Source organism: Vibrio hannami (assembly GCF_029589055.1).
GTDB lineage: Bacteria > Pseudomonadota > Gammaproteobacteria > Enterobacterales > Vibrionaceae > Vibrio > Vibrio hannami.
On sequence record NZ_JARQZP010000007.1, the window covers coordinates 1,427,539 to 1,449,659 of the forward strand.

The 22,121-nt window shown below is 43.6% G+C and carries 20 protein-coding genes; 9 read left to right on the forward strand and 11 right to left on the reverse strand.

The annotated features are described in order from the left end of the window. The first annotated feature begins 51 nt into the window (after nucleotides 1–51). Nucleotides 52–984, forward strand: coding sequence for a lipid A deacylase LpxR family protein (locus P7F88_RS20930; protein ID WP_277827921.1), 933 nt, complete (start codon nucleotides 52–54; stop codon nucleotides 982–984). A 31-nt stretch (nucleotides 985–1,015) separates the two neighbouring features. Here P7F88_RS20930 and P7F88_RS20935 read toward each other — a convergent pair whose 3' ends face one another. Next, a complete protein-coding gene (locus tag P7F88_RS20935; RefSeq protein WP_277827923.1) occupies nucleotides 1,016–2,896 on the reverse strand; it encodes a methyl-accepting chemotaxis protein in 1,881 nt (626 codons plus the stop codon). A 237-nt stretch (nucleotides 2,897–3,133) separates the two neighbouring features. On the opposite strand from P7F88_RS20935, the gene pflA reads away from it, so the two are divergent. From pflA to P7F88_RS20965, 6 genes are all read left to right on the forward strand, one after another. Beyond that, complete coding sequence (gene pflA / locus P7F88_RS20940) at nucleotides 3,134–3,874, forward strand: pyruvate formate lyase 1-activating protein (protein WP_277827925.1); 741 nt, start codon at nucleotides 3,134–3,136, stop codon at nucleotides 3,872–3,874. A 78-nt stretch (nucleotides 3,875–3,952) separates the two neighbouring features. Continuing rightward, a complete protein-coding gene (locus tag P7F88_RS20945) occupies nucleotides 3,953–4,618 on the forward strand; it encodes an energy-coupling factor ABC transporter permease (protein ID WP_277827927.1) in 666 nt (221 codons plus the stop codon). Nucleotides 4,619–4,757: 139 nt separating this feature from the next. Beyond that, nucleotides 4,758–5,258: a YfbU family protein gene (locus P7F88_RS20950; protein ID WP_277827929.1), complete on the forward strand. Its 501-nt coding sequence runs from the start codon at nucleotides 4,758–4,760 to the stop codon at nucleotides 5,256–5,258. A gap of 258 nt (nucleotides 5,259–5,516) precedes the next feature. Then, nucleotides 5,517–7,451: a PrkA family serine protein kinase gene (locus P7F88_RS20955; protein WP_277827931.1), complete on the forward strand. Its 1,935-nt coding sequence runs from the start codon at nucleotides 5,517–5,519 to the stop codon at nucleotides 7,449–7,451. A gap of 98 nt (nucleotides 7,452–7,549) precedes the next feature. Then, nucleotides 7,550–8,821, forward strand: coding sequence for a YeaH/YhbH family protein (locus tag P7F88_RS20960; RefSeq protein ID WP_277827933.1), 1,272 nt, complete (start codon nucleotides 7,550–7,552; stop codon nucleotides 8,819–8,821). Between the two features lie 35 nt (nucleotides 8,822–8,856). Further along, the gene (locus P7F88_RS20965) at nucleotides 8,857–10,368 is read left to right on the forward strand and encodes a SpoVR family protein (RefSeq protein ID WP_277829245.1); all 1,512 of its coding nucleotides are present in this window, start codon (nucleotides 8,857–8,859) and stop codon (nucleotides 10,366–10,368) included. A gap of 147 nt (nucleotides 10,369–10,515) precedes the next feature. Here the strand turns inward: P7F88_RS20965 and P7F88_RS20970 are convergent, their stop codons facing one another. Genes P7F88_RS20970 through P7F88_RS20985 form a run of 4 tightly spaced genes read right to left on the reverse strand, consistent with a single transcriptional unit; the run spans nucleotide 10,516 to nucleotide 15,726 of the window. After that, on the reverse strand, nucleotides 10,516–10,695 hold the full coding sequence (locus P7F88_RS20970; protein ID WP_277827935.1) for a Trm112 family protein: 180 nt from the start codon (nucleotides 10,693–10,695) through the stop codon (nucleotides 10,516–10,518). Continuing rightward, nucleotides 10,676–11,683 carry a tetraacyldisaccharide 4'-kinase gene (gene lpxK / locus P7F88_RS20975; RefSeq protein WP_277827937.1) on the reverse strand — a complete coding sequence of 336 codons (1,008 nt, stop codon included), beginning with the start codon at nucleotides 11,681–11,683 and terminating at the stop codon, nucleotides 10,676–10,678. Before lpxK ends, P7F88_RS20970 begins: the two co-directional genes overlap by 20 nt. Before the next feature lie 5 nt (nucleotides 11,684–11,688). Next, a complete protein-coding gene (gene msbA, locus P7F88_RS20980; RefSeq protein WP_277827939.1) occupies nucleotides 11,689–13,440 on the reverse strand; it encodes a lipid A ABC transporter ATP-binding protein/permease MsbA in 1,752 nt (583 codons plus the stop codon). A gap of 30 nt (nucleotides 13,441–13,470) precedes the next feature. After that, the gene (locus P7F88_RS20985) at nucleotides 13,471–15,726 is read right to left on the reverse strand and encodes a DNA internalization-related competence protein ComEC/Rec2 (protein ID WP_338405573.1); all 2,256 of its coding nucleotides are present in this window, start codon (nucleotides 15,724–15,726) and stop codon (nucleotides 13,471–13,473) included. A 2-nt stretch (nucleotides 15,727–15,728) separates the two neighbouring features. Here P7F88_RS20985 and P7F88_RS20990 point away from each other — a divergent pair, with 2 nt between their 5' ends. Continuing rightward, the gene (locus tag P7F88_RS20990; RefSeq protein WP_277827943.1) at nucleotides 15,729–16,238 is read left to right on the forward strand and encodes a DUF2062 domain-containing protein; all 510 of its coding nucleotides are present in this window, start codon (nucleotides 15,729–15,731) and stop codon (nucleotides 16,236–16,238) included. A 144-nt stretch (nucleotides 16,239–16,382) separates the two neighbouring features. On the opposite strand, the gene lolE is transcribed toward P7F88_RS20990, so the two are convergent. From lolE to lolC, 6 genes are all read right to left on the reverse strand, one after another. After that, entirely contained in the window at nucleotides 16,383–17,630 is a 1,248-nt protein-coding gene (gene lolE / locus P7F88_RS20995; RefSeq protein WP_277827945.1) for a lipoprotein-releasing ABC transporter permease subunit LolE, read from the reverse strand. Nucleotides 17,631–17,632: 2 nt separating this feature from the next. After that, complete coding sequence (gene lolD, locus P7F88_RS21000; protein WP_277827947.1) at nucleotides 17,633–18,328, reverse strand: lipoprotein-releasing ABC transporter ATP-binding protein LolD; 696 nt, start codon at nucleotides 18,326–18,328, stop codon at nucleotides 17,633–17,635. A 167-nt stretch (nucleotides 18,329–18,495) separates the two neighbouring features. Further along, on the reverse strand, nucleotides 18,496–18,747 hold the full coding sequence (locus P7F88_RS21005) for a hypothetical protein (protein ID WP_277827949.1): 252 nt from the start codon (nucleotides 18,745–18,747) through the stop codon (nucleotides 18,496–18,498). Then, nucleotides 18,744–19,160 (reverse strand): hypothetical protein, encoded by a 417-nt coding sequence (locus P7F88_RS21010; RefSeq protein ID WP_277827951.1) that lies wholly within the window; start codon nucleotides 19,158–19,160, stop codon nucleotides 18,744–18,746. The genes P7F88_RS21005 and P7F88_RS21010 overlap by 4 nt, the downstream gene beginning before the upstream one ends. A 97-nt stretch (nucleotides 19,161–19,257) precedes the next feature. After that, nucleotides 19,258–20,070, reverse strand: coding sequence for a GGDEF domain-containing protein (locus tag P7F88_RS21015; RefSeq protein ID WP_277827953.1), 813 nt, complete (start codon nucleotides 20,068–20,070; stop codon nucleotides 19,258–19,260). 75 nt (nucleotides 20,071–20,145) lie between these two features. Further along, the gene (gene lolC / locus P7F88_RS21020) at nucleotides 20,146–21,354 is read right to left on the reverse strand and encodes a lipoprotein-releasing ABC transporter permease subunit LolC (RefSeq protein ID WP_277827955.1); all 1,209 of its coding nucleotides are present in this window, start codon (nucleotides 21,352–21,354) and stop codon (nucleotides 20,146–20,148) included. A 193-nt stretch (nucleotides 21,355–21,547) separates the two neighbouring features. Here lolC and P7F88_RS21025 point away from each other — a divergent pair, with 193 nt between their 5' ends. Continuing rightward, nucleotides 21,548–22,117 (forward strand): PilZ domain-containing protein, encoded by a 570-nt coding sequence (locus P7F88_RS21025; protein ID WP_277827957.1) that lies wholly within the window; start codon nucleotides 21,548–21,550, stop codon nucleotides 22,115–22,117. Nucleotides 22,118–22,121 lie beyond the last annotated feature (4 nt).

Here is a 22,121-nt window from a genome sequence, read left to right on the forward strand (position 1 = left end):
CCCTCAATCCGCTGTACTATATATGAGTTTTGCTGCTGTTGGGTTGTTGCTATGTTTTCAAAGTCGCCAAAGTTCCCCCTCCTTGGTTTTCTATCAATATTTCTCTCCTTCAACGCCGGTGCGTTTAGTACGTCCGTAGCGCTAATCGTAGACAATGATGGAATATTTGGCACAGACGAAGATTACACTAGCGGCGTTGTTTTAGATTTAAGCTCCGATCTATCTTCAGAGTGGTTAGGAGCACAACGTTGGAGAATGCAGTTGGGTCAAAAGATTTGGACACCATCTAATCTGGATGCAACTACCCCCCAACCTAACGAACGCCCGTATGCAGGCCTTTTGTATGCGCAAGGCAGCATCATCAACCGAACAGCAATCCGTTTACACGAATTCGGTCTGATGTTGGGCACAACAGGGCCTGATTCATATGCTGATCAGGGACAGAAATTTATTCATGGAATAACCGATTCAACCGACCCCAGAGGATGGGATTACCAGATAGACAACCAGATAGTTGGCAGTGCTCTTTACAAAGGACACTATCTCGTCTCCGTACCGTCTCAGAAACAGGAAGTTTCAACCCTTTTTAGGGCTGAAGCCGGTAACTTCAGAAGTGAGGTGGCCACAGGCCTGATCTGGCGCTGGGGATCTAACCTTTCTGATAGTTTTGGCACAATAACGCCAAGCAATGAAGGGAGCTTTTCTGCTGCTGCAATGGCCAAAGGTTCAACTAGTGGAACCTTCTTTTTCTCAGGTATAGAAGGCCGCTATAGATTCAACGATATCACTATTGAAGGGGATACAATGCGAGAAACGTATCCCATTAATATTCAAAACCTTCAAGCAACCATAGTCTTTGGTGGCGTGGCCTACTGGAATAATATGGGTATTAACATCACCGTTGCTTCAAAGACTAAAGATTACAAAGAGGCAGCATCTGATATCGCCAGCAACGCATCATTCTCTGCATTTATGCGCTTCTGATTCTATTATCTGAGCTGCCCCTAGCTCTAATTTAAACAGTGAATCGCCTGCAATCCTCAGTTAATGAAGATGAGCTAACATCTACAATCTGGCTACTTTCACGCAAACGCTCACTGTTATTTTCCAGCTCCGCCATCGCTTGTGAAATCTGAGCCATATTTTCCGTCATAGACTGGCTAGCCTTCACCAATTCGTTAATCGAACTAGCAATGACATTTGTCTGTTTATTGGCTTCACTTGCTTTAGTAGTGATCTCATTGAGGGCTGTAATTGCATCTTCTCCTCTCTGTTTACCTTGCTCCACTGACTCTTTAGAGCTTGAGATATACTGGATCACTTCTCCACTTTCATGCTTCATAGTTTCGATAGTACCGGAGATCTCATCTACGGCTTCAACCGTCCTGACAGCCAGGCTACGAACCTCATCGGCAACTACAGCAAAGCCCCTTCCCTGCTCGCCTGCTCTTGCAGCCTCGATAGCGGCATTCAGGGCTAATAGGTTAGTTTGTTCTGCAATTCCTGTGATTATTTCCATTACCGAATCCACTTTTTGCGAAGCTTCTTCAAGCTGTTGAATATGTCCGGCTGCACTATTTAGTATGCTACTTACCTCTTCAAGCGATCCAATTGCCAGAGTAATAGTCTTTCCACCCTCTTCTGCTGACAACATAGAAGAGTGACTCACCTCTGCAACCAAATCAAGGCTTCCTGAAACCTGTTCCGCAGTAACGTTAACTTCTTCCGTCGTAGCAGCAATTATCTGAGTTTGGTTAGTGATTTCAGACTGGCTGCTGGCCATAGAATCAAGGCCGTTATTAAGAGCCTGAGCATTGTCTGAAAGCGCATCACTGCGAGACTGAACTTCCTTTATAAGATCACTAAGATTTTCACTGGTATGGTTTATCGCCATAGCCAGATGATTAAACTCATCCTTACTATTTTTTCCAACCGTTAACCTGGACGAGAGATTGCCTGAGGACATCCTATCCAGCACCTCGGAAGTCTGTCCAAGTGAACGCCGCATTGACAGGCCAATATAACCAAAAATAGTAATCGTTAGCGCTGCGAGTGCAAGACAAGCCGCCAATACAGACCACTTTGCGCTATCTAGTGCATCTTGTGCCATTTGCTGATTGTTAGCAACGATCCCACTTAACTGTTCTGCAATATCACTGATGTTTTTAAGTACTGCTTCCTGGCTAGAAACTAATGCCGACTCTACGTCGTCAATCTTTGCCAGAATGGCTTCCATACGTTCGACGGTATCGGAGAAACTCGCTATTTCTTCTTCATAAAGCTCAAGCATGGCATAGCTGTTAGATATATTCACAAAGGATAGTTTAGCTCTGTTAAATAGTTTGAGGTTTTGTTCGTTAGGGCTCAAACGGTAATTTTGTTCTGCTTTTACCATCGCCTGGAAATCTGAGTTAAGGCTCACCATCCCCGTTTCCTTGATTTTTTCCTCAATGACACTCGCCAGTAATTTTAATTTGCCCTGCATACCATCATCGGCATTAAATCCTAGCTCACCCCGCATGCTTAACCAGGGTAAAAGTGCATTCTGGTAACTCTGTACCGACTGCTCCAATTCGCTTGCACCATTTTTAAGCATTAATGTGCGCAAAAATAGTGCATCCTCTTCAGCACCTTTGCTGATGGCTTCCACCCGATTTTCCACTTTATTAACATCGCTACTCGTTACCGCAGACAAGGATGCCGCTAACTTCAACAGCTCCACTTCTGTCGCTGTAATTTGCTCTGCACCAATAGTAACCTGATTATTTTTCTTATAAAGTTCGTTAACGCTGTTCAGGCTAACGGTGGTATATCCGGCTAAACATATAAAACCGATACACAACACGCCGAGAAACAGTATCATTTTCTGTTTTTGCGACATTGCGACTACATCCATGTTTTATCCTTATCCGCCTGCGCGGTATTTTCGTATTTTTTGCGCTCGTATTCGCTTATTTGTTTTTACACTTATTGATACATTTATATAACATATCTCATTGATGACAAGCTCAATATATAAAATTGAAGTGCTCAATTAATAAAAAAGCAAGTAACATGCCTTAATGCGCTCTATTTAAAGAGCTCGGTTTGTAATAAAATAACGGGCAGATAAATAATTATGAGAAGAGCATATATGTCTGCAACTGGACGAATCCATTCATTTGAGTCCTGCGGAACCGTTGATGGTCCCGGAATCCGATTTATTGTCTTTCTTCAAGGCTGCTTGATGCGTTGCATGTACTGCCATAACCGCGACACGTGGGATACTCACGGTGGTAAAGAAGTGACTGTCGAAGAAATCATTAACGAAGCTAAATCTTACAAGCACTTTATGAACGCTTCAGGCGGTGGTGTTACTTGTTCTGGTGGTGAAGCCATGCTTCAACCCGAGTTTGTTCGAGACTTTTTCCGTGCAGCACAAGCAGAGGGTATGCACACATGCCTAGACACAAATGGGTACATTCGAAAACACACTGATGTTATCGACGAAGTACTTGAAGCATCTGATCTGGTTATGCTGGATCTCAAGCATATGAAAGACGAAATTCATCATGACTTTATAGGCGTATCCAACAAACGAACTCTGGATTTTGCTCGGTACCTCCATAAAATTGGCCAAACAACCTGGATTCGTTACGTTGTTGTACCTGGCTATACTGACGATGAAGAATCAGCACATATGCTGGGTGAGTTCATCAAAGATATGGACAATATCGAAAAAGTCGAACTGCTTCCCTATCACAAACTTGGTGCACACAAATGGGAAGCGCTGGGGCATGATTACCCATTAGAAGGTGTGGAACCACCAACTAAAGAGACAATGGAAAAAATCGTTGGCGTTCTTAAACAATACAACAACAACGTAAAATACTAATACACTCAAGTATATTCTCAGTGCCGGTTAACCCCGGCACTTTTTTTCATTAAGTGAGTATTGAGAAAGGAACTCTCAATGGAACTGACGCCTTATATTCTTCCTTATATAGCCGTTTTTATCGCTATCGGGTTGTGTATAAAAGACTTTCGTCACGCGTTTCTGCCTAAACTTCTTACTGATAAACCTTTTCAAAATTTTTGCTTTTTCACCACCATAGGTCTTTTTTTCTTATGGAGTGCGCAAGCAGGCGTCAAAGAAGGGCTTCTGATTCACTTTCTTGGGCTAACTATCTTTACCCTAATTTTCGGCATGCGCACCGCGTTCTTGCTTACTATTCCTATTGCGTTTGCTCTTGCTATTACTACCCAAATTCCATTTGATACCCTGGCTGAATATCTGTTTTTATCCTGCCTTATCCCTATATCAGTGAGTTATGGCATCTATTACCTAAGCTTCCACTACCTACCAAAAAATATCTTCATATTTATTTTTGTCGCTGGCTTTCTTAACGGCGCGTTGACCGGAAGTGTTCACCTGCTAACGAATACAGGTTATCAGCTATGGCAAGGAAATTACGACTGGCAAACCATCAGCGATAACTACTTTATCTTTCTGCCTTTGCTTGCGTTTCCAGAAGGTTTATTAAACGGAATGGCCGCTGCAATCATGGCTGTGTTTAAACCAGAATGGTTACGTACATTTTCGGATAAAGATTACATATACACTCAATATAGGAAGTAGTTATTTATTGAAGTAACCTCAGCCTTTATCAAAAATTTATTAAGTACTCTCAACTTTTGTTGATAACTTGTTGCTGCCCGGCTAAATACTGGTAATCTAAGGCTAACCATTACTAAATAAATACTATTGAGGTCCCATAATGGAAATGACTAACGCTCAACGACTTATTCTGTCTAACCAGTACTACCTGATGTCTCAGCTCAACCCAGACAACGCAACTAAGTACCGACGCCTGCAGACCATCGTTGAACGCGGCTATAGCCTACAGATGCGTGAGCTGGACAAGCAGTTTGGTGAGTTAACAGAAGAAGAGTGTCGCGAAATCATCAACATTATGGAGATGTATCATGCGATGCAGGAATCTAATCGCATGCTATCCGAAGAAGAGCGCGGCAAAGTCGACCAGCGCCGTCTGCAATTCCTGGGCTTTGATATTGCGAGTGAATCTCAACTTGTGCACTATGTACGTTTTCTGGTTGACTCTGAAGGGCTATACCCTCAGTTTGACAAAGCAGACCACCACTTTAACGCTCAGATGCCGATGCTCGATAAATACCGTCGAATGCTAACAACCTGGAAAAACTGCCCGAGACAGTATCACTTGTCTGCTACCGAGTTTACTCAAATCTTCAATGCTTAAAACGCAGCAGTCATTAATATGAACTTTTTCTAAGAGCCGTTAATCGGCTCTTTATCTTGTTTCTGAAAACGCCTTTTTCGCCCAATAAAATCACTTTTCCTGTGGTTTTAAAACCTGTTCTACCAATAACCCCATGAATGCATTCAGTAAATAAATAATTATTTTTTAAGCAAATATCCGAAATTGAGACTAGGCTTATTAATTGAAGGACAAGCAATTAACGCTGCAGTCTGTTTGAAGGATTTAGAGGGTTTGGCGATGAGTATTTTTGACCACTATCAGGCTCGCTACGAAGCAGCCAAAGACGAAGAACTTACATTACAAGAATTTCTTACACTATGTCAGGAAGATAAAAGCGCGTATGCGAATGCAGCGGAAAGGCTACTGCTTGCCATTGGTGAACCAGAAATGATAGATACGGCACAAGATCCTCGCTTGAGCCGTATTTTTTCCAACCGTGTTATTTCCCGCTATAAAACGTTTGAAGACTTTTATGGTATGGAAGACTCTATTGAACAGATAGTTTCCTACCTGAAGCACGCAGCTCAGGGGCTAGAAGAACGTAAGCAGATTCTTTATCTATTGGGCCCAGTAGGCGGCGGTAAATCATCACTGGCAGAGAAACTGAAATCCTTAATGGAAAAAATGCCTATCTATGTACTCTCAGCCAATGGCGAACGTAGCCCAGTAAATGACCATCCATTCTGTCTGTTCGACGTTGGCGAAGACGCCGAAGTACTGAAAAAAGAGTACGGCATTGAAAGGCGCTACCTTCGTTCAATTATGTCTCCATGGGCAGCGAAGCGATTACATGAGTTCGGTGGTGACATAACCAAATTTAAAGTAGTCAAAGTACGTCCATCTATTCTTGATCAGGTCGCGGTAGCGAAGACCGAACCTGGTGATGAAAACAACCAGGATATCTCATCATTGGTAGGTAAGGTTGATATTCGTCAGCTAGAGCATTTCTCACAAGACGACCCTGACGCCTACAGCTATTCTGGCGCACTATGTAAAGCTAACCAGGGTTTGATGGAATTTGTGGAGATGTTTAAGGCACCGATTAAGGTGTTGCACCCACTACTAACTGCAACCCAGGAAGGTAACTACAACGGTACCGAGGGATTGTCCGCACTTCCGTTTGACGGCATGATCCTCGCGCACTCCAACGAATCTGAATGGCAGACTTTCCGCAACAACAAAAACAATGAAGCCTTCCTAGACCGCGTTTATATTGTGAAGGTACCATACTGTCTGCGCGTTTCCGAAGAAGTAAAAATCTACAAAAAGCTTCTTGAACACAGTGAACTCTCCAAAGCGCCTTGTTCACCAAGCACTCTAGATATGCTGGCACAGTTTAGTATTCTTTCTCGAATCAAAGATCCAGAGAACTCCTCTGTCTTCTCGAAAATGCGAGTCTACGATGGCGAAACTCTGAAGGACACGGATCCGAAGGCGAAAAGCTATCAAGAGTATCGCGACTTTGCTGGTGTTGATGAAGGCATGGCAGGTCTCTCTACCCGCTTCGCGTTTAAGATCCTATCTCGCGTATTTAACTTCGACCAGAGTGAAGTGGCGGCTAACCCAGTTCACCTGTTCTACGTCATAGAGCAACAAGTTGAACGTGAACAGTTCCCAGCAGAAATGGCAGAGCGTTACCTTGAGTTCCTGAAAGGTTATCTGGTACCTAAGTATATAGAGTTTATCGGTAAAGAGATTCAGACCGCTTATCTGGAATCATACTCAGAATACGGACAGAATATCTTTGACCGCTATGTTACCTATGCAGACTTCTGGATTCAGGATCAGGAGTACCGTGACCCTGAAACCGGTCAGCTGTTTGACCGCGCTGCGCTTAACAATGAACTTGAGAAGATAGAGAAACCAGCAGGCATCAGTAATCCGAAAGATTTCCGAAACGAAATCGTTAACTTCGTACTGCGTGCCAAAGCGAGTAATAACGGTAGCAATCCTGTCTGGACCAGTTACGAAAAACTTCGCACTGTCATCGAGAAGAAAATGTTCTCGAATACCGAAGAACTGCTTCCGGTTATCTCGTTTAACGCGAAAACATCGACAGACGACCAGAAGAAACACGATGACTTTGTCGCTCGTATGATGGAAAAAGGCTACACCAAGAAACAAGTCAGATTGCTGTCTGAGTGGTATTTACGAGTACGTAAATCCTCTTAACACATGAAACTTTATTGTGTGAGCGAAGTACTTGCTGCTGTATTAAAAACGCATGCAGCAGTAAGTGTTTACGCGGAGGCGTTTACAAGGAGTAACTCATGGCACAATTTATTGACCGCCGACTTAACGGCAAAAACAAAAGTACTGTAAACAGACAGCGCTTTTTGCGACGCCATAAAGAAGCAATCAAAGAATCCGTTGCTGACGCAGTTAACAGACGTTCAATCACTGATACCGAAACCGGTGAAGATATCGCGATACCGCATAAAGATATCAAAGAGCCAACGTTTCATCAGGGTCAGGGTGGGCGCCGCGAACGAGTTCACCCGGGAAATGACCAGTTTATTACCGGTGACAAAATGGAACGCCCGAAAGGTGGCGGAGGCGGTGGTGGCGCTGGAGAAGGCGATGCCAGCCCCGATGGCGAAGGTCAGGATGAATTTGTATTCCAGATATCCAAAGATGAGTACCTGGATATCCTATTCGAAGATCTTGAGCTACCTAATCTGGAAAAAAATCAGATCAACAAAATCACCGAATGGAAAACCACTCGCGCCGGTTACCAAACCGCGGGTAATCCTTCAAATATCGCAATCGTCCGCTCGCTGCAGCAATCCCTTGCTCGAAGAACGGCGATGACAGCGGGGAAACGTCGTGCGCTCAACGAGCTGGAAGAAGAGCTGGAACGTATTAAGAACAACGAACCAGCACAACCGCTGGAAGAGAAGAAAATCAAACAGGAGATTCAGGAGCTTCGCGACAAGATATCTAAGGTACCGTTTTTAGATAGTTTCGACCTACGATTCAAAAACTATGAAAAGCGCCCTGTTCCATCCAGTCAGGCCGTTATGTTTTGCTTGATGGATGTTTCTGGCTCTATGGATCAGGCAACTAAAGACATTGCAAAACGGTTTTACGTATTGCTCTATATGTTCCTGACCCGGACCTATGAGAACGTCGAGGTGGTATTTATTCGTCACCATACTCAGGCAAAAGAAGTGGACGAGCACGAGTTTTTCTATTCACAGGAAACTGGCGGAACCATTGTGTCCAGTGCACTGAAATTAATGAAAAAAATCGTAGAAGACCGTTATCCACTTGGTCAATGGAACATCTACGCTGCTCAAGCCTCTGATGGAGACAACTGGGCCGATGACTCACCTAAATGTAGAGAGATACTCGAAGAGAACCTGCTTCCTAGTTGTCAGTATTACTCATACATCGAAATCACCCGCAGAACCCATCAAACACTTTGGCACGAGTATGAAAAGGTACAAGAAGTGTTTGGTAACTTCGCAATGAAGAATATCCGTAGTGTGGACGACATTTTCCCTGTCTTCAGGGAGTTGTTCCAGAAAGAGACGGCTTAAGGGAATGGGAGAACCTATGGCGACAAAACAAAAAAATAGATAACGCCTTGCCTGACGGACCAGACTGGACTTTCAGCCTGCTGGAAGACTATCACCAGGAAATAAAGCGCGTTGCTGAACACTATCGACTGGACACTTATCCAAATCAGATAGAAGTTATTACGTCAGAGCAGATGATGGATGCGTATTCCAGTATTGGTATGCCGATAAACTACCATCACTGGTCGTTTGGCAAGAAGTTTATCCAGACGGAACAGAACTATAAACACGGACAGATGGGACTGGCCTACGAGATAGTCATCAACTCTGACCCGTGTATCGCTTATCTAATGGAAGAGAACAGTGTCACCATGCAGGCCCTGGTAATCGCCCACGCCTCGTACGGACACAACTCTTTCTTTAAGGGAAACTACCTGTTTCAGACCTGGACAGATGCGAGCTCAATAATCGACTACCTACTGTTTGCCAGAAACTACATATCCGATTGTGAGGAGAAACACGGTATCGAAGAAGTCGAAAAGATTCTCGACTCGTGTCATGCTCTGATGAATTTTGGCGTCGACAGATATAAGCGACCAGAGAAAATCTCAATCGCGGAAGAAAAGGTTCGTCAGGAAGAGCGAGAGACATACCTGCAATCACAGGTCAATGAACTCTGGCGTACCGTGCCAAAGTCCAAAGAAAAAACAGAAGAAGAGAAGATGCGCTTCCCACAGGAGCCGCAGGAAAATCTTCTCTACTTTATAGAAAAACACGCACCTTTGCTTGAACCGTGGCAGCGTGAAATTGTCCGTATCGTGCGTAAGGTAAGCCAATATTTCTACCCGCAAAAACAGACGCAGGTAATGAACGAGGGCTGGGCAACCTTCTGGCACTACACCATCCTTAATCACCTGTATGATGAGGGAGTCGTGACAGATAAGTTCATACTGGAATTTTTGCATAGCCATACCAATGTGGTCGCGCAGCCTGCGTATAACAGCCCCTACTACAGTGGTATCAATCCATATGCGCTGGGTTTTGCTATGTTTCAGGATATCCGCCGAATCTGCGAAGAACCAACCGACGAAGATAAGGAGTGGTTCCCGGATTTAGCAGGTAGTAATTGGCTTGATGCCGTTCATTTTGCAATGAACAACTTTAAGGATGAGAGTTTCATCGCTCAGTATCTCTCTCCAAAAATAATACGCGACTTTAAACTGTTCTCTGTATTGGATGATGACAGAAAGAACTTTATTGAAGTCAGTGCTATCCACGATGATCTCGGGTATCGTCAAATAAGAGAAAAGCTGGCGTCTCAATACAACCTGAGCAACCTTGAACCAAACATACAGGTTTGGAATGTCGACGTTCGTGGCGACCGTTCTATGATTCTACAGTATGTCCCACACGACAGAATCCCATTAGCCGACGGCTACGATGAGGTACTTAAACACCTGTATCGCTTGTGGGGCTTTGACGTGATTCTTGAAGAGATTTCAGATACCGGGAGGAGGAACATTCTTGGTACTTGTCCTAAACAGGGGGTTACTACACCGGAAACCTAAGAAAGACGGTGGATATTGAATGACTTGTTGCTAAAAAATCATCCCGGACAAGCTAAAGTGAAGTCCGGGATCTTTTTTAGCCAGATTCCGTACTACGCTCGTTCCTCGCTATACGGATTGACAATGAACTAGTTTTTACAATTTAAGCTATCGACGTTCATCCATTTCCATTACCCGAGCCTCTGGTTCAAGTAATACTGGAATGCCCTCTTTTATCGGAAAGGCTAACCTGTCCAGCTTACAGATCAGTTCCTGTTTTTCGCGGTCAAAGATAAGTTTACCTTTACATACTGGGCAAGCGACGATTTCAAGCAGACGATGATCCATATTCTTTCCTAACTCGTTCTATTTTATTCATTATTTTCTGCTCATCTTCTGGTTTGAAGCAAGCAGCCACTGGTAAGTACCACCAGTTCTCTTTGGCAAATTTGTCGCATTTTACTGCGTCTTTTTCCGTCATAATGACGTTATCTCCGAGCTTTTGCAAAGCATCAAGCTCGGATTGCTCAAAATCTTTATGATCAGCAAAGCCTTGCGTTTTCACAAGGTCTGCACCCAATTCCTGTAGAGTTTTAAAAAATCTCGGAGGGTGACCTATACCCGCAAAAGCGACTAATTTATCCAGTTCTGTCACCAGGCGTTTTTCGCCCGTTATCATGTTCACTGCCATATCGGGAGCTAACTGCATAGGTAACTCGGCGTCGTGAGCAAAACCGCCATTTGTAACCACAAAATCGACATCGCTTAGCCGCTCTAACCCTTCACGCAAAGGGCCCAATGGGATGAATTTTTGGTTTCCAAAACGTCGCTGACCATCTACAACCACAAATTCGATATCTCTCTGCAACGCATAGTGTTGAAGGCCATCATCGGTGATAACGATATCTACATCGTGTTCAAGCAGTAGTTTGACCGCGTTTTTTCGAACCGGGTCAACGACAACAGGGACTCCTGTTCGTTTAGCAATAAGTTTAGGCTCATCACCACACTCTTTTACTGATGTATCAGCGCCCACATAAAGTGGATAGTGCTTAGCTTTACCACCATAGCCACGGGAAACAACACCTGGCTTGTACCCTGCCCGTAGGAGTTGTTCAACTAACCAGATAACCACTGGTGTTTTCCCATTCCCACCTGCAGTGATATTACCAACCACAACCACAGGAACCGGAGCCCGATAACTCTCTTTATTGCCATTTTGATAGTTGTTTTTTCTGGAACGACTTATCACCTTGAATAGCTGACTCAAAGGCCACAAAAGTGGCCACAGCAATTTTCCAGCGATATGGTTTTCAAACCAGATTTTTTCAATCATCGGATTTACTCACCAAACTGGACTTTAGCCAGTTGAGCATAAGCACCCTCTTTCTGGAGCAGTTCAGAATGAGTACCGCGCTCTATCACTTCACCTTCATCCACAACCAGAATTTCATCAGCGTTTTCAATTGTCGACAGGCGGTGGGCGATAACCAAAACGGTCTTGTTCTTCTGAAGTTCGTCCAAAGCAGACTGTATAGCCCTTTCAGATTCAGTATCCAGAGCAGAGGTCGCTTCATCCAGAATAAGTACAGGCGCATCACGAAGTAGCGCTCGTGCAATAGCGATTCGCTGGCGCTGGCCTCCGGAAAGATTGGCTCCGTTCTCACCAATCACGGTATCCAGACCATCTTCCATTTTTTCAATAAAGTCCATCGCATAGGCCAATTTCGCCGCTCGCTCTATCTGCTCGCGAGAAAAATTTTCGGTTGCTGCATAGGCAATATTGTTAGCAATAGTGTCATTGAATAGATGGACATTTTGCGACACCAGAGCAAACTGCTGTCTAAGATTGTCCAGCTTATAGTCTCGGATATCGTGGCCATCGAGCTTAATTGAGCCACTATCCACTTCATAAAAGCGAGTAAACAGGTTCGCTATAGTACTTTTACCTGATCCTGAGCGCCCGACAAGAGCAACTGTTTTACCAATCGGTATATCGAAGCTGACCTTGCTCAATGCAGGTTTCTCTTGTCCCTGATAGGTGAAGGTGACCTCTTCAACGTTTATATTACCTTTGGCTTTTTCAAGCTTATAAGTACCTTTGTCTTCTTCCGTTTCAAGATCCATTAACGAAAACAGAGTCTGGCTTGCAGCCATACCACGCTGGAACTGCGAAGTCACATTGGTAAGCGCTTTTAGAGGACGCATTAAGCCAAACATTGCAGAAAATACAACGGTGAACGTACCCGGAGTAAGCTGTTCTTTAATTGAGTCAATGCTCGCTAGGTACAACACAACAACTATCGCGACAGAGGCAATGATCTGAATAATCGGGTTTGCTGCTGCCTGCGCAGAAACAAGTTTCATGGTCTGTTGGCGCATTTGATTACTTACGTTGTCGAATCGCTGACCTTCAACATCCTGGCCACCATAGCTTAGTACGACTTTATGTCCTTTAAGCATCTGCTCGGCAGAGGAAGAAACCTTACCCATCGCTGTCTGCATATTCTGCGATATCTTTCTAAAGCGCTTAGAAACCACACTGATACCGAAAGCAACAACAGGAGCAACCGCAAACAGCACTAAAGAGAGCTGCCAGCTATTCCAGAACATCAGCACAACCAGACCGATAATACTTGCGCCTTCACGAACAATACTTACCAAAGCCTGACTGGTTGCAGCGGCTACTTGTTCTGAGTCGTACGTAATTCGGGACAACAACGCTCCGGTCGACTCCCGGTCAAAAAACGCCACCGGCATGTGCATAAAGTGTCTGAAAATGCTTTGTCTCATTCTCATTACTACCTGACCGGAAACCCAGCTCAAACAGTATGTAGAGATAAAACCACTGATTCCTCTTATCAGCATCATTCCAAAGATGATAAGTGGCAACGTTCGCAGAAAATCCGATTCGGCACTGCCAAACCCTTCATCAAGCAAAGGTTTTAACAGAGAAATCATATAAGTATCAGACACAGCGTTTATGATTAAAGCGATAACCGCTACAACAAGTCCGGACTTAAATAATCGAATAATTTCCCAAAGTCGTTTGAATGTCTGCCAGGTAGTGGCATCTTCGTGGTTTGTAGACATAGATTAGTTTTATTGATGAAAATAATCTGACTATTCTACTCCCTTACGTAGCATCTGCCTATACCAAGTAACGGATTGGTTTTCCCTCATTTTTTCGATGTTCCAGCCAGTAGAATCGAAATAGATTGAAATCTGACCAGATTCCCCAGTATCCAGCCACTCTATCCCATGATCCTGGTAACGTTGATATACCTTTTTGTGCGGCATTCCCCACTGGTTTCCCTTTGCCAGTGAGGCAATAGCGACCGAAGGAGAAACAGAATCCAGAAAGTACTTCGAAGACGACGTATTGCTTCCATGGTGAGGTACCAGCATAAGGTCGGCCTCCAATCCCTCTTCCTTGACCAGCAAGTATTCACTAATGAGTTCAACATCTCCTGTAAGCAGAATCGAACTGGTTGAATCCGAAACTTTAATCACACATGAATGCGGATTGTATGCCCGCTTTACTATCTTTGGCGGCCACAATGCCTCAAATCTAAGTTGTTGCCATTGCCAGGTCATACCTTTCATACAAGGGCGATACCCTTCCAGTAGCTGGCTGGAGATTCTAAATTGAGGCTGAAACTCTTGCTCGATAAAACTTTTACCACCAGCATGGTCTGAATCGAGATGGCTGAGAATCAAGGTATCCAAGTATTCAACTCCTCGACCATTAAGAATAGGAGCAATAATGGACTCAGCAATACTTCCTCCCTCCCAGCGGTTACCAGTGTCATAAAGTAAATGCTGGTCATTCTTCTCAATTAACACTGCTAAACCCTGCCCGACATCCAACACATCTATCCGCCAGCCCTCCCGTTTTTCCGGAGAATTCAAGTAAAACATATAGGCGACACACAATGTCAGGTAGTTGCGAACCGTGAGAACCGGGGATAAAAGCCAGATAAAAATCACACCAAACAGTGGCCAGATCAAGTCGATTGGTAAGTGCTGCCAGCCGCTTTCTGCTGCGGCGATACTCCAGACTACAGGCTGAAGCAATAAATCGCACAGTTGCCAGACAAACTCAGAAAGTCCATGAGAAAAGATGCTGCAGAGTAATGCCAGGAAAACGGTCGGAACCACAAAAAAACTGAAATAAGGCACCGCCCACAGATTAAAAAATGGAGAGTAGACGCTAGCTCCGCCAAAAGACGCGATAGAGATCGGTACCATTAAAACAATCAAAGCGAACTGAACAATAAGTGCCAGCCTGAACTTACTCAAAGACATCGTTAGATGGTGAGTACTGAGAACGACAAGAATAGAGACTGCAAAAAACGAAAGCCAAAAGCTTGAAGACATACTGGCAAACGGATCAAGCAACAGCAACAAAGATAGCGTTAGCAAAAGTTTGAACCATGGGCTGTAGTTCAACCTCAGCATATTGAAAACCGACAACAACAAGCACATGGTAAAAGCTCTCTGGGTTGTAATACTAAACCCCGCCAACCAGGCGTAACATAACGCCAACGCAAGGCCCAAAATAACAGGGAGATGAAGAGCATTTACAGGGCTAAATGAGCCTATTGTTCGAAATGCTCTTCCGAGGTTCCAACCAATAAAGTAGGCAATACCGATATGTAGACCAGAGATCGCTATAAGGTGGGTTAAACCGCTGCTACGTAGCTGTTGCCACATCTCCGGAGTAACATCATTTCGGTCTCCAAAACTAAGCGCTTTGATCAACGCGTAGTTATCCAGCTTGTCCGACAAGTCCGAAAGACGTTTATGGAGCATATTCCTATACGAATGGGATGCAGCCTCACGGAAACATTCTTTAACAATCGCGATTCCCGCCCAGCCCTGGCTTGCATAATATCTTTCTTTATCAAATCCAGCCTCATTAAGGCGACCATAGACTGGCTTTATTCTCGTGCTAAATACCCAACGCTCGCCGTATTCCACAAGACAGGTAGCCGGTAACAATATTCTTACTTTGGGCCGTTGCCAGAAGGCTAGTTTTTGTCCGTTTATAGAATCGACCAAAAAAGTAGCCCCTAATCCATGACTTATTTGTTTAAAATGGCTGTCAACTCGACCATTTATGGTAATATTCTCCCCGGCTTGGAACAGAGTGCTGACTTTCAAGTTGTAATGGTTAACGTGTATTGTTAGGGAGAAAATTGCGATAACTATTCCAACGGTCCACCGAAATAAACTGGTGCGATAAATTAGCGTTTGAACAAGTAATAGAAATAGTATCGACAGGAAGTTAGGAAATGTAATCCAGAACTGTCCGGAAATGCTAATTAGCGAAAAAACGAACAGATTCCAGCAGTAATTTAAGAGAGTCATTTTCATTTATGCCAAAAAAACTTATCCAACGTTTTATGCCCGACCATGAGATGATAAAGCGGCAGAAAGCATTAAAAATTTTTGGTAATGTGCTTTACAACCCAAACCTGTGGTGTTTGAACCGACGCTCCGCATCTGGTGCATTTGCGCTGGGACTGTTTATGGCATTTGTTCCTCTTCCTAGTCAGATGATAATGTCCGCCGGTCTCGCTATTGTATTCAGTGTAAACTTACCGCTTGCTGTAGCCCTTGTGTGGGTAAGTAACCCAGTCACAATGCCAATCATGTTTTACTTCTGCTATAAGGTTGGCACCTGGATCATGCACACCCCCGCTCATCAATTCCATTTTGAACTTTCTTGGCAATTTTTAGCTGAACAGATGAGTACTATCGGACCTCCATTCTTACTTGGCTGCCTGCTTTGCGGAACACTATGTAGCCTTATTGGCTATTTCGGCATTCGAGGACTCTGGCGATACTCTGTTGTCCGAAGCTGGCAGAAACGTCAAATACGTTAAAGAAATCGCGCGGCTATTTCCTCATCTGAGAGTTCCAAATGAGGCTGAGGAAAAAAAGAATAAGTAAAAATCTAAGACTTAGAAAAATGGAGACCCTAACGAGTTTAGGGGCTCCACTTTTTTGTTTGTGGTGTAGCTAGGTAGCTACTTGGAGCTTAAAACGGTCGCTGGATTCATCTGACTCGCTTTCTGTGCTGGGAACCAGGTTGCCAGCAAGCTAAGCGCAATTGCAGTCCCTGACACCAAAACTACGTCCATGCTGCTTACCTGTGAAGGTAGAAAGTCGACAAAATAGATATCTCCGGAAAGGAACTGGTGCCCGATTAGCGCTTCAACACCTTTGATAATCGATGTAAGATTCAACGCTACCAAAACACCAAATACACTACCAACAATACTTCCCAGCACGCCCGACAGGACACCAATCCAGACGAAAATCCTGCGAATAAGGCCGTCTGTCGCCCCCATGGTTCTGAGTATTGCAATTTCAGAAGCTCGATCTTTCACCGCCATCATTAACGTAGAAACGATATTGAAACAAGCGACCCCAATAACCAAAACCATAACCAGATACATAATGGTTCTTACCATCTGAATATCACGATATAGGAAGCCATATTTCTGCTTCCAGCTTTTCAGATAGACGTATACCGGGATCTTGTTTCCCAGACTTCTGACTATTGTCGGCGCATTGAGTACATCGTTAGTTTTAATGGAAACCCCAGATATCGCATCACCAAGCCTCGCGTATTTCTGAGCATCTCCAAGCGGTATAAGCGCCAGGTTGTGATCAAGCTGTCCACCGAGCTCCAACAGACCAGTTACACGAACTCTAACTCGCCTCGGGGCCTGTACCTTATCAACAGTCCCACTGGAAACGGGGATCATCAGAGATAAACTATCACCTAACTTAACACCCAGATTATCAGCGATCCCTTTACCTAATATCACCTGCTGATTGTCAGCCTTAAAATCTCCCCAGTTCATACCAGTAACAAACTCAGGCAATGTGGATACATCCAGTTCGTAGGTTGGATCAATACCTCGAACTTCCAGGGCTTTGAGCTTTTGCCCTCTTTCTGCCAGTGCAGTAAAACGAACGTAAGGAGCTGAAGCTTCTACTCGCTCATCCTGGTTGACCGCTTCTATTACGTTTTGCCAATCATGCATTCGGCCATCAACGGCTTCAAATTCTCCGTGAGGGACCACAGAAAGAACTCGATTTTTAAGCTCTTTCTCAAAACCGTTCATCGCAGATAACCCGATAATAATGACGGCAACCCCAACTGCGATTCCGATGGTTGAAGAGACAGAGATAAAAGAAACCATCTTATTTCTCTGTTTTGCCTTGCTGAATCGCCCACCAATGAAAAATGAAAGTGAAGAGAACACCGTTACTCCTCCGTTGTTTGCTGGTTACTTACCAGCAAGCCATCTTTCATATGCAGCTGTCTGTCCATCTTTCCTGCAAGCTCCCCGTCATGAGTCACCACCAAAAACGCTGTTCCATATTGCTGGTTTAACTCTCGCATCAGGTCATAAATGGCAAGTGCTGTATTGTGGTCCAGGTTTCCGGTAGGTTCATCGGCCAACACCAACGCTGGTTGATTGACTAACGCTCTAGCTATCGCTACACGCTGTCTCTCGCCGCCCGATAATTCCGAAGGTCTGTGCTCCATACGGTGGCTTAACCCAACCTTCTCTAATAAATCTGATGCTTTCTTCTTAGCACTGTTAATTCCTTCACCGCCAATCAGCAGTGGCATTGCCACATTTTCAACCGCTGTAAAGTCAGAAAGCAAATGATGGAACTGGTAAACAAAACCGATATGCTTGTTGCGAATTTTTGCCTGCTTATTGGAAGAGAGGCGCGACAGGTTTTGATCCAAAAATTCGACTTCACCTTCAGATGCATCGTCCAAAGCACCTAAAATATGAAGCAATGTACTTTTACCAGAACCTGAACTACCGATAATCGAAGCGAGCTCCCCTTTCTTGAGTTCAAAACTGACTCCTTTCAGAACCTCTGTCTCCATTGAACCTTCACGGTATGTTTTACGGACAGAACAGCATTTTATGAGGTTGCTCATAGATAAACCCGGTTATTTTAATTCAATGTGTTACACGAATGACGATTTTTATATCACAAAGAATGAGTTAAACATCAATCGGGGTATATTAGACGTTATGCAGTGGTGATTCAAAGCATACTTGTCAGCAACAGGTTAGATAAAGCGCCAGACTAAAAGCAAATGGGTTAATTTTGCTTATCAGGCGTCCAGCTCTGAAGCATACGTTCATTCTCCATTAGAATAGGATCACAGCTGTTTTCAGGAGGTTCAATACTGGCTAGGAGGTCATCTGGTATTTCTTCTCTTAGCTTAACTACCACTTGATAGCTTTCAGTTTTTGTATCATCTACCAGGATAAGCTGCTTCAAGGATCTTAAATCTTGTTCAGTAAAGCCTGAATCAAAAAAACACTTGATAGCATGTTTTTCTTCTTTCAAGAGAGTAACCTGTCTTGAAGTTTTGGTCTGCCCCCATCGGTATAAGCTCTAATTATGGCTTTTGAAAATTGGGTATAGACAGCACGCATATGCGGAGAATGAGGAAACTTTTGTGCGATATATATTTCCAGATCGTCTCTGAAGCCATTTCTGTTTACATCATAAGGGATTGGTTTTTCGGGTAACAGGCCAAGAAACGGGTATGTTTGAACTAACTCCTGAGTAAGTTCTAATTTGATTTCTTCAGGCTCAGGCAGTTCATCAATCACCACAGGCTCTTCAACTTCTTCTAGTTCAAAAGAAGTAATTTCCGTTGCTTGCTGAGGCTCTACATCTATATCAATCCCAAATATAGCGATCAAAATAAGAATAAGGAGCGTCAATCCAATAATAATAAACTTTAGAATCTGCAAATCATTATTACCGTATGCACCAATTACACTTCTCTAAGTATAACAGCCTATTTTGTAAGCGTATGTGATGAAAACAATTTATATTTAAGAATCAACATTAGTCCGCTACAGCCTGATGGATTAACTCACCATAACTGATAGCACGATTTCTACCGTTGGATTTGGCAACATAAAGTGCTTCATCCGCTGCCAAAATAAGAGTTCTAGAATCCTTCAGGCCACACTCCATTGATGAAATGCCAAAGCTTGCGGTGATCTCCATATCAGAATAACGGAAAAGGTCGATGGCTTCCCGAATACGCTCTATCAATACTTTGGCGTCTTTTTCATTTACAAAAGGCAGGACAATACAAAACTCTTCACCACCGTAACGACAAACGAAATCTGTCCGCCGAATGTGGGAACGAATAATAGAAGCGACACCTTTTAAAACTTCATCGCCAGCTAAGTGACCGTGCACATCATTGATCTTTTTAAAATGGTCTAAATCAACCATTACACAGCAAATATTGTGTTTATATCTAAGAGCCTGATGAATATGTTCATCGAACTTGGCATAGAAGGCTCTTCGATTTAAGCAATCTGTAAGTGGATCCACGCCTACCAGAGCTTCAAACTTCCTATTTGAATCCAGTAACTCACTTTTAATTAAATTAAGTTCGTTCTCTTTTCGAGAGCACTGTATAACTTTCTCTTCCAGCTTCTGGTTATTCAATCTAAGCGTTTTATTTTCAGACAATAAACAGGCAATGCATACACAGAGGTTAATAAACACTACAAAAATGCAGTAGACGAATAGTGGACTTATGCTATTGTTCAACAACTCAATAACTGATGCGGTAGGTACAAAAGCGACTAGTAATCCTAGCAACAGAATAGACCCACACGACGTTATTGTTAATCTCTTCATGTTCTATCCATGGCCCATGAAAACCAACTGCCTATTACTTTGAAACGAGTACGTTGAAACGAGCTTATTACCTTTTTATTCGTATCTTAATGCTTCTGCCGGGCTAACTGAGGCAGCTCTGTATGATGGAAACAGCGTGGCGAGTAGACTCAGAAGTATCGCTAACACAATAACCGTAATTATTTGCACTGGCTCTATTAAAACAGGCAATCGACCTCCGGTACCGAAAAGTGCAACCCCCATTGATTCCAGTATGCTGTTGAGATTACTAGCAATAACAACACCAATGACGCCACCAACTATCGACCCTATTATGCCACTACTTGCACCTTGAACCATAAAAATTGTTAATATTTGTCGGCTGGTCATGCCCTGAGTTTTTAAAATTGCCACTTCGGACTGCTTTTCCATCACCACCATAATCAATGCAGAGATGATATTAAACGCGGCGACTCCTACAATAAGTCCAAGCATTAACCCCATCATGTTTTTTTCCATGCGGACCGCCTGGAACAACTCTCCGCGTTGATCGCGCCAGTCACTCCAGAACCAATCATCTGGTAATGAGTTCTGTGAGAGCTCAGAAACAACAAAAGGGTCATCAAAAAACAGTCTCCAACCGGAGATTTGATCGGATTTAAGCTTTAACAATCTTCCTGCATCTCTGATGTTCACAACCATAAGCTGTCCATCAACATCAGAACCCGTATTAAAAATCCCGGCTACAGTAAAGTTTCTTTGGCTGGGAATTCTCCCTAACGGTGTGAACTGGCTGGCACTGGTTACCATTAGGCGGACTTTATCGCCAGGAGCGACCTTTAAGTTTCTGGCCAGAGTATGGCCAAGAAAGACGTTATATTCACCAGCCTCAAGTTCAGACAATCTTCCAGACATCAAGTAGCGTCCAATGGGCTCATCGGCTACAGGTTCCACTCCTATCAAAATACCCGCAGTAAGCTGACTAGAACTTTGGATGATGGCTTCACTTCGGGTTAAAGGTGCCACTGACTGAACATGACCAATATTCTGGATAAATGACGGAGGTGTTCCCGATAATTCTGTTTTTTCATTTTGTTGATGGATAACAGCCTGAGGCAAAACTCCCAGTATCCGGCCTTTTAACTGCGCTTCAAAACCATTCATCACAGATAAAACGGTAACAAGTGACAGTACACCAATGGTGATGCCAGCAGTAGACATATAAGAAACAAACCGGCTAAATCTGTCACCGGAGCGACCTCTCAAATAACGAAGCCCGATAAACGCCGAAACGGGATGAAACATAACTAAAAAACCGAGAATTTATGATTAGAGGTAATGTAGCGGTTAACGCCACGGGTTTACAGGCTTATTTATCAGAATTATCGAAAACCTGACCAACAAAACGTAGTACAGACCTCATGAAAGTACATCTCCCTTGATTACTGCGCTAACTTAACGATAATCAAAAGGTTAAGATAATAAAAAGGCAAGAGATATGGAGCAGCAAGAATTTTTCACGGTACACCACAAACTTACAGTAAATGTAGAACTTCTGGAAAGTGGCTTTACGTTACCTACAGAGTCCACATTCGTGTCTGAAATACCTGCACCTTTTATCGTTGCCAGTGAGTTCAGCCAACTTGACACCTTAACTGATAGCGCAATGGCAGAACTTAAGAACAGTGATTTTAAAAACCTGATGCACCTTATCGATCATCAGAACAGCAAACTGAACTTACTGCTGACTTTTATGCTGGCTCAGCAAGACGACGAAAAAATGCGGAAGTACACCACAAGCTTTGGCGCCAGTCAGTTTTCATTTATCAATGCGGATGAAGTAGAAGTTGGTCAGTTAGTCAGGGCAAAACTATTTCTGGATCACCCCGCTGCTGCGATATACTGTTACGCAAAAGTCGCAAAGTGCAAAGAAGTAGACGCTGGTTATGAAATAACTGTCATCTACGAGATGCTTAGAGATGTCGATCAGGACCTTCTCATCAAAGCAGCACTGTATCAGCAACAAAAACTATTACGTCAGCGTTCTATAGAGCGCGAATCAAAATAAAAAG

Bases quoted from the DNA above. Each gene is read 5' to 3' on its own strand.
- lolD (WP_277827947.1), bottom strand. From the start codon at position 18,328: ATGAGCAACCTCATAAAATGCTGTTCTGTCCGTAAAACATACCGTGAA.
- P7F88_RS20955 (WP_277827931.1), top strand. From the start codon at position 5,517: ATGAGTATTTTTGACCACTATCAGGCTCGCTACGAAGCAGCCAAAGAC.
- P7F88_RS20930 (WP_277827921.1), top strand. From the start codon at position 52: ATGTTTTCAAAGTCGCCAAAGTTCCCCCTCCTTGGTTTTCTATCAATA.
- P7F88_RS20990 (WP_277827943.1), top strand. From the start codon at position 15,729: ATGCCAAAAAAACTTATCCAACGTTTTATGCCCGACCATGAGATGATA.
- lolC (WP_277827955.1), bottom strand. From the start codon at position 21,354: ATGTTTCATCCCGTTTCGGCGTTTATCGGGCTTCGTTATTTGAGAGGT.
- P7F88_RS21025 (WP_277827957.1), top strand. From the start codon at position 21,548: ATGGAGCAGCAAGAATTTTTCACGGTACACCACAAACTTACAGTAAAT.
- msbA (WP_277827939.1), bottom strand. From the start codon at position 13,440: ATGTCTACAAACCACGAAGATGCCACTACCTGGCAGACATTCAAACGA.
- P7F88_RS20950 (WP_277827929.1), top strand. From the start codon at position 4,758: ATGGAAATGACTAACGCTCAACGACTTATTCTGTCTAACCAGTACTAC.
- P7F88_RS20960 (WP_277827933.1), top strand. From the start codon at position 7,550: ATGGCACAATTTATTGACCGCCGACTTAACGGCAAAAACAAAAGTACT.
- P7F88_RS20935 (WP_277827923.1), bottom strand. From the start codon at position 2,896: ATGGATGTAGTCGCAATGTCGCAAAAACAGAAAATGATACTGTTTCTC.
- P7F88_RS20970 (WP_277827935.1), bottom strand. From the start codon at position 10,695: ATGGATCATCGTCTGCTTGAAATCGTCGCTTGCCCAGTATGTAAAGGT.
- lpxK (WP_277827937.1), bottom strand. From the start codon at position 11,683: ATGATTGAAAAAATCTGGTTTGAAAACCATATCGCTGGAAAATTGCTG.
- pflA (WP_277827925.1), top strand. From the start codon at position 3,134: ATGTCTGCAACTGGACGAATCCATTCATTTGAGTCCTGCGGAACCGTT.
- P7F88_RS20985 (WP_338405573.1), bottom strand. From the start codon at position 15,726: ATGAAAATGACTCTCTTAAATTACTGCTGGAATCTGTTCGTTTTTTCG.
- P7F88_RS21015 (WP_277827953.1), bottom strand. From the start codon at position 20,070: ATGAAGAGATTAACAATAACGTCGTGTGGGTCTATTCTGTTGCTAGGA.
- P7F88_RS20945 (WP_277827927.1), top strand. From the start codon at position 3,953: ATGGAACTGACGCCTTATATTCTTCCTTATATAGCCGTTTTTATCGCT.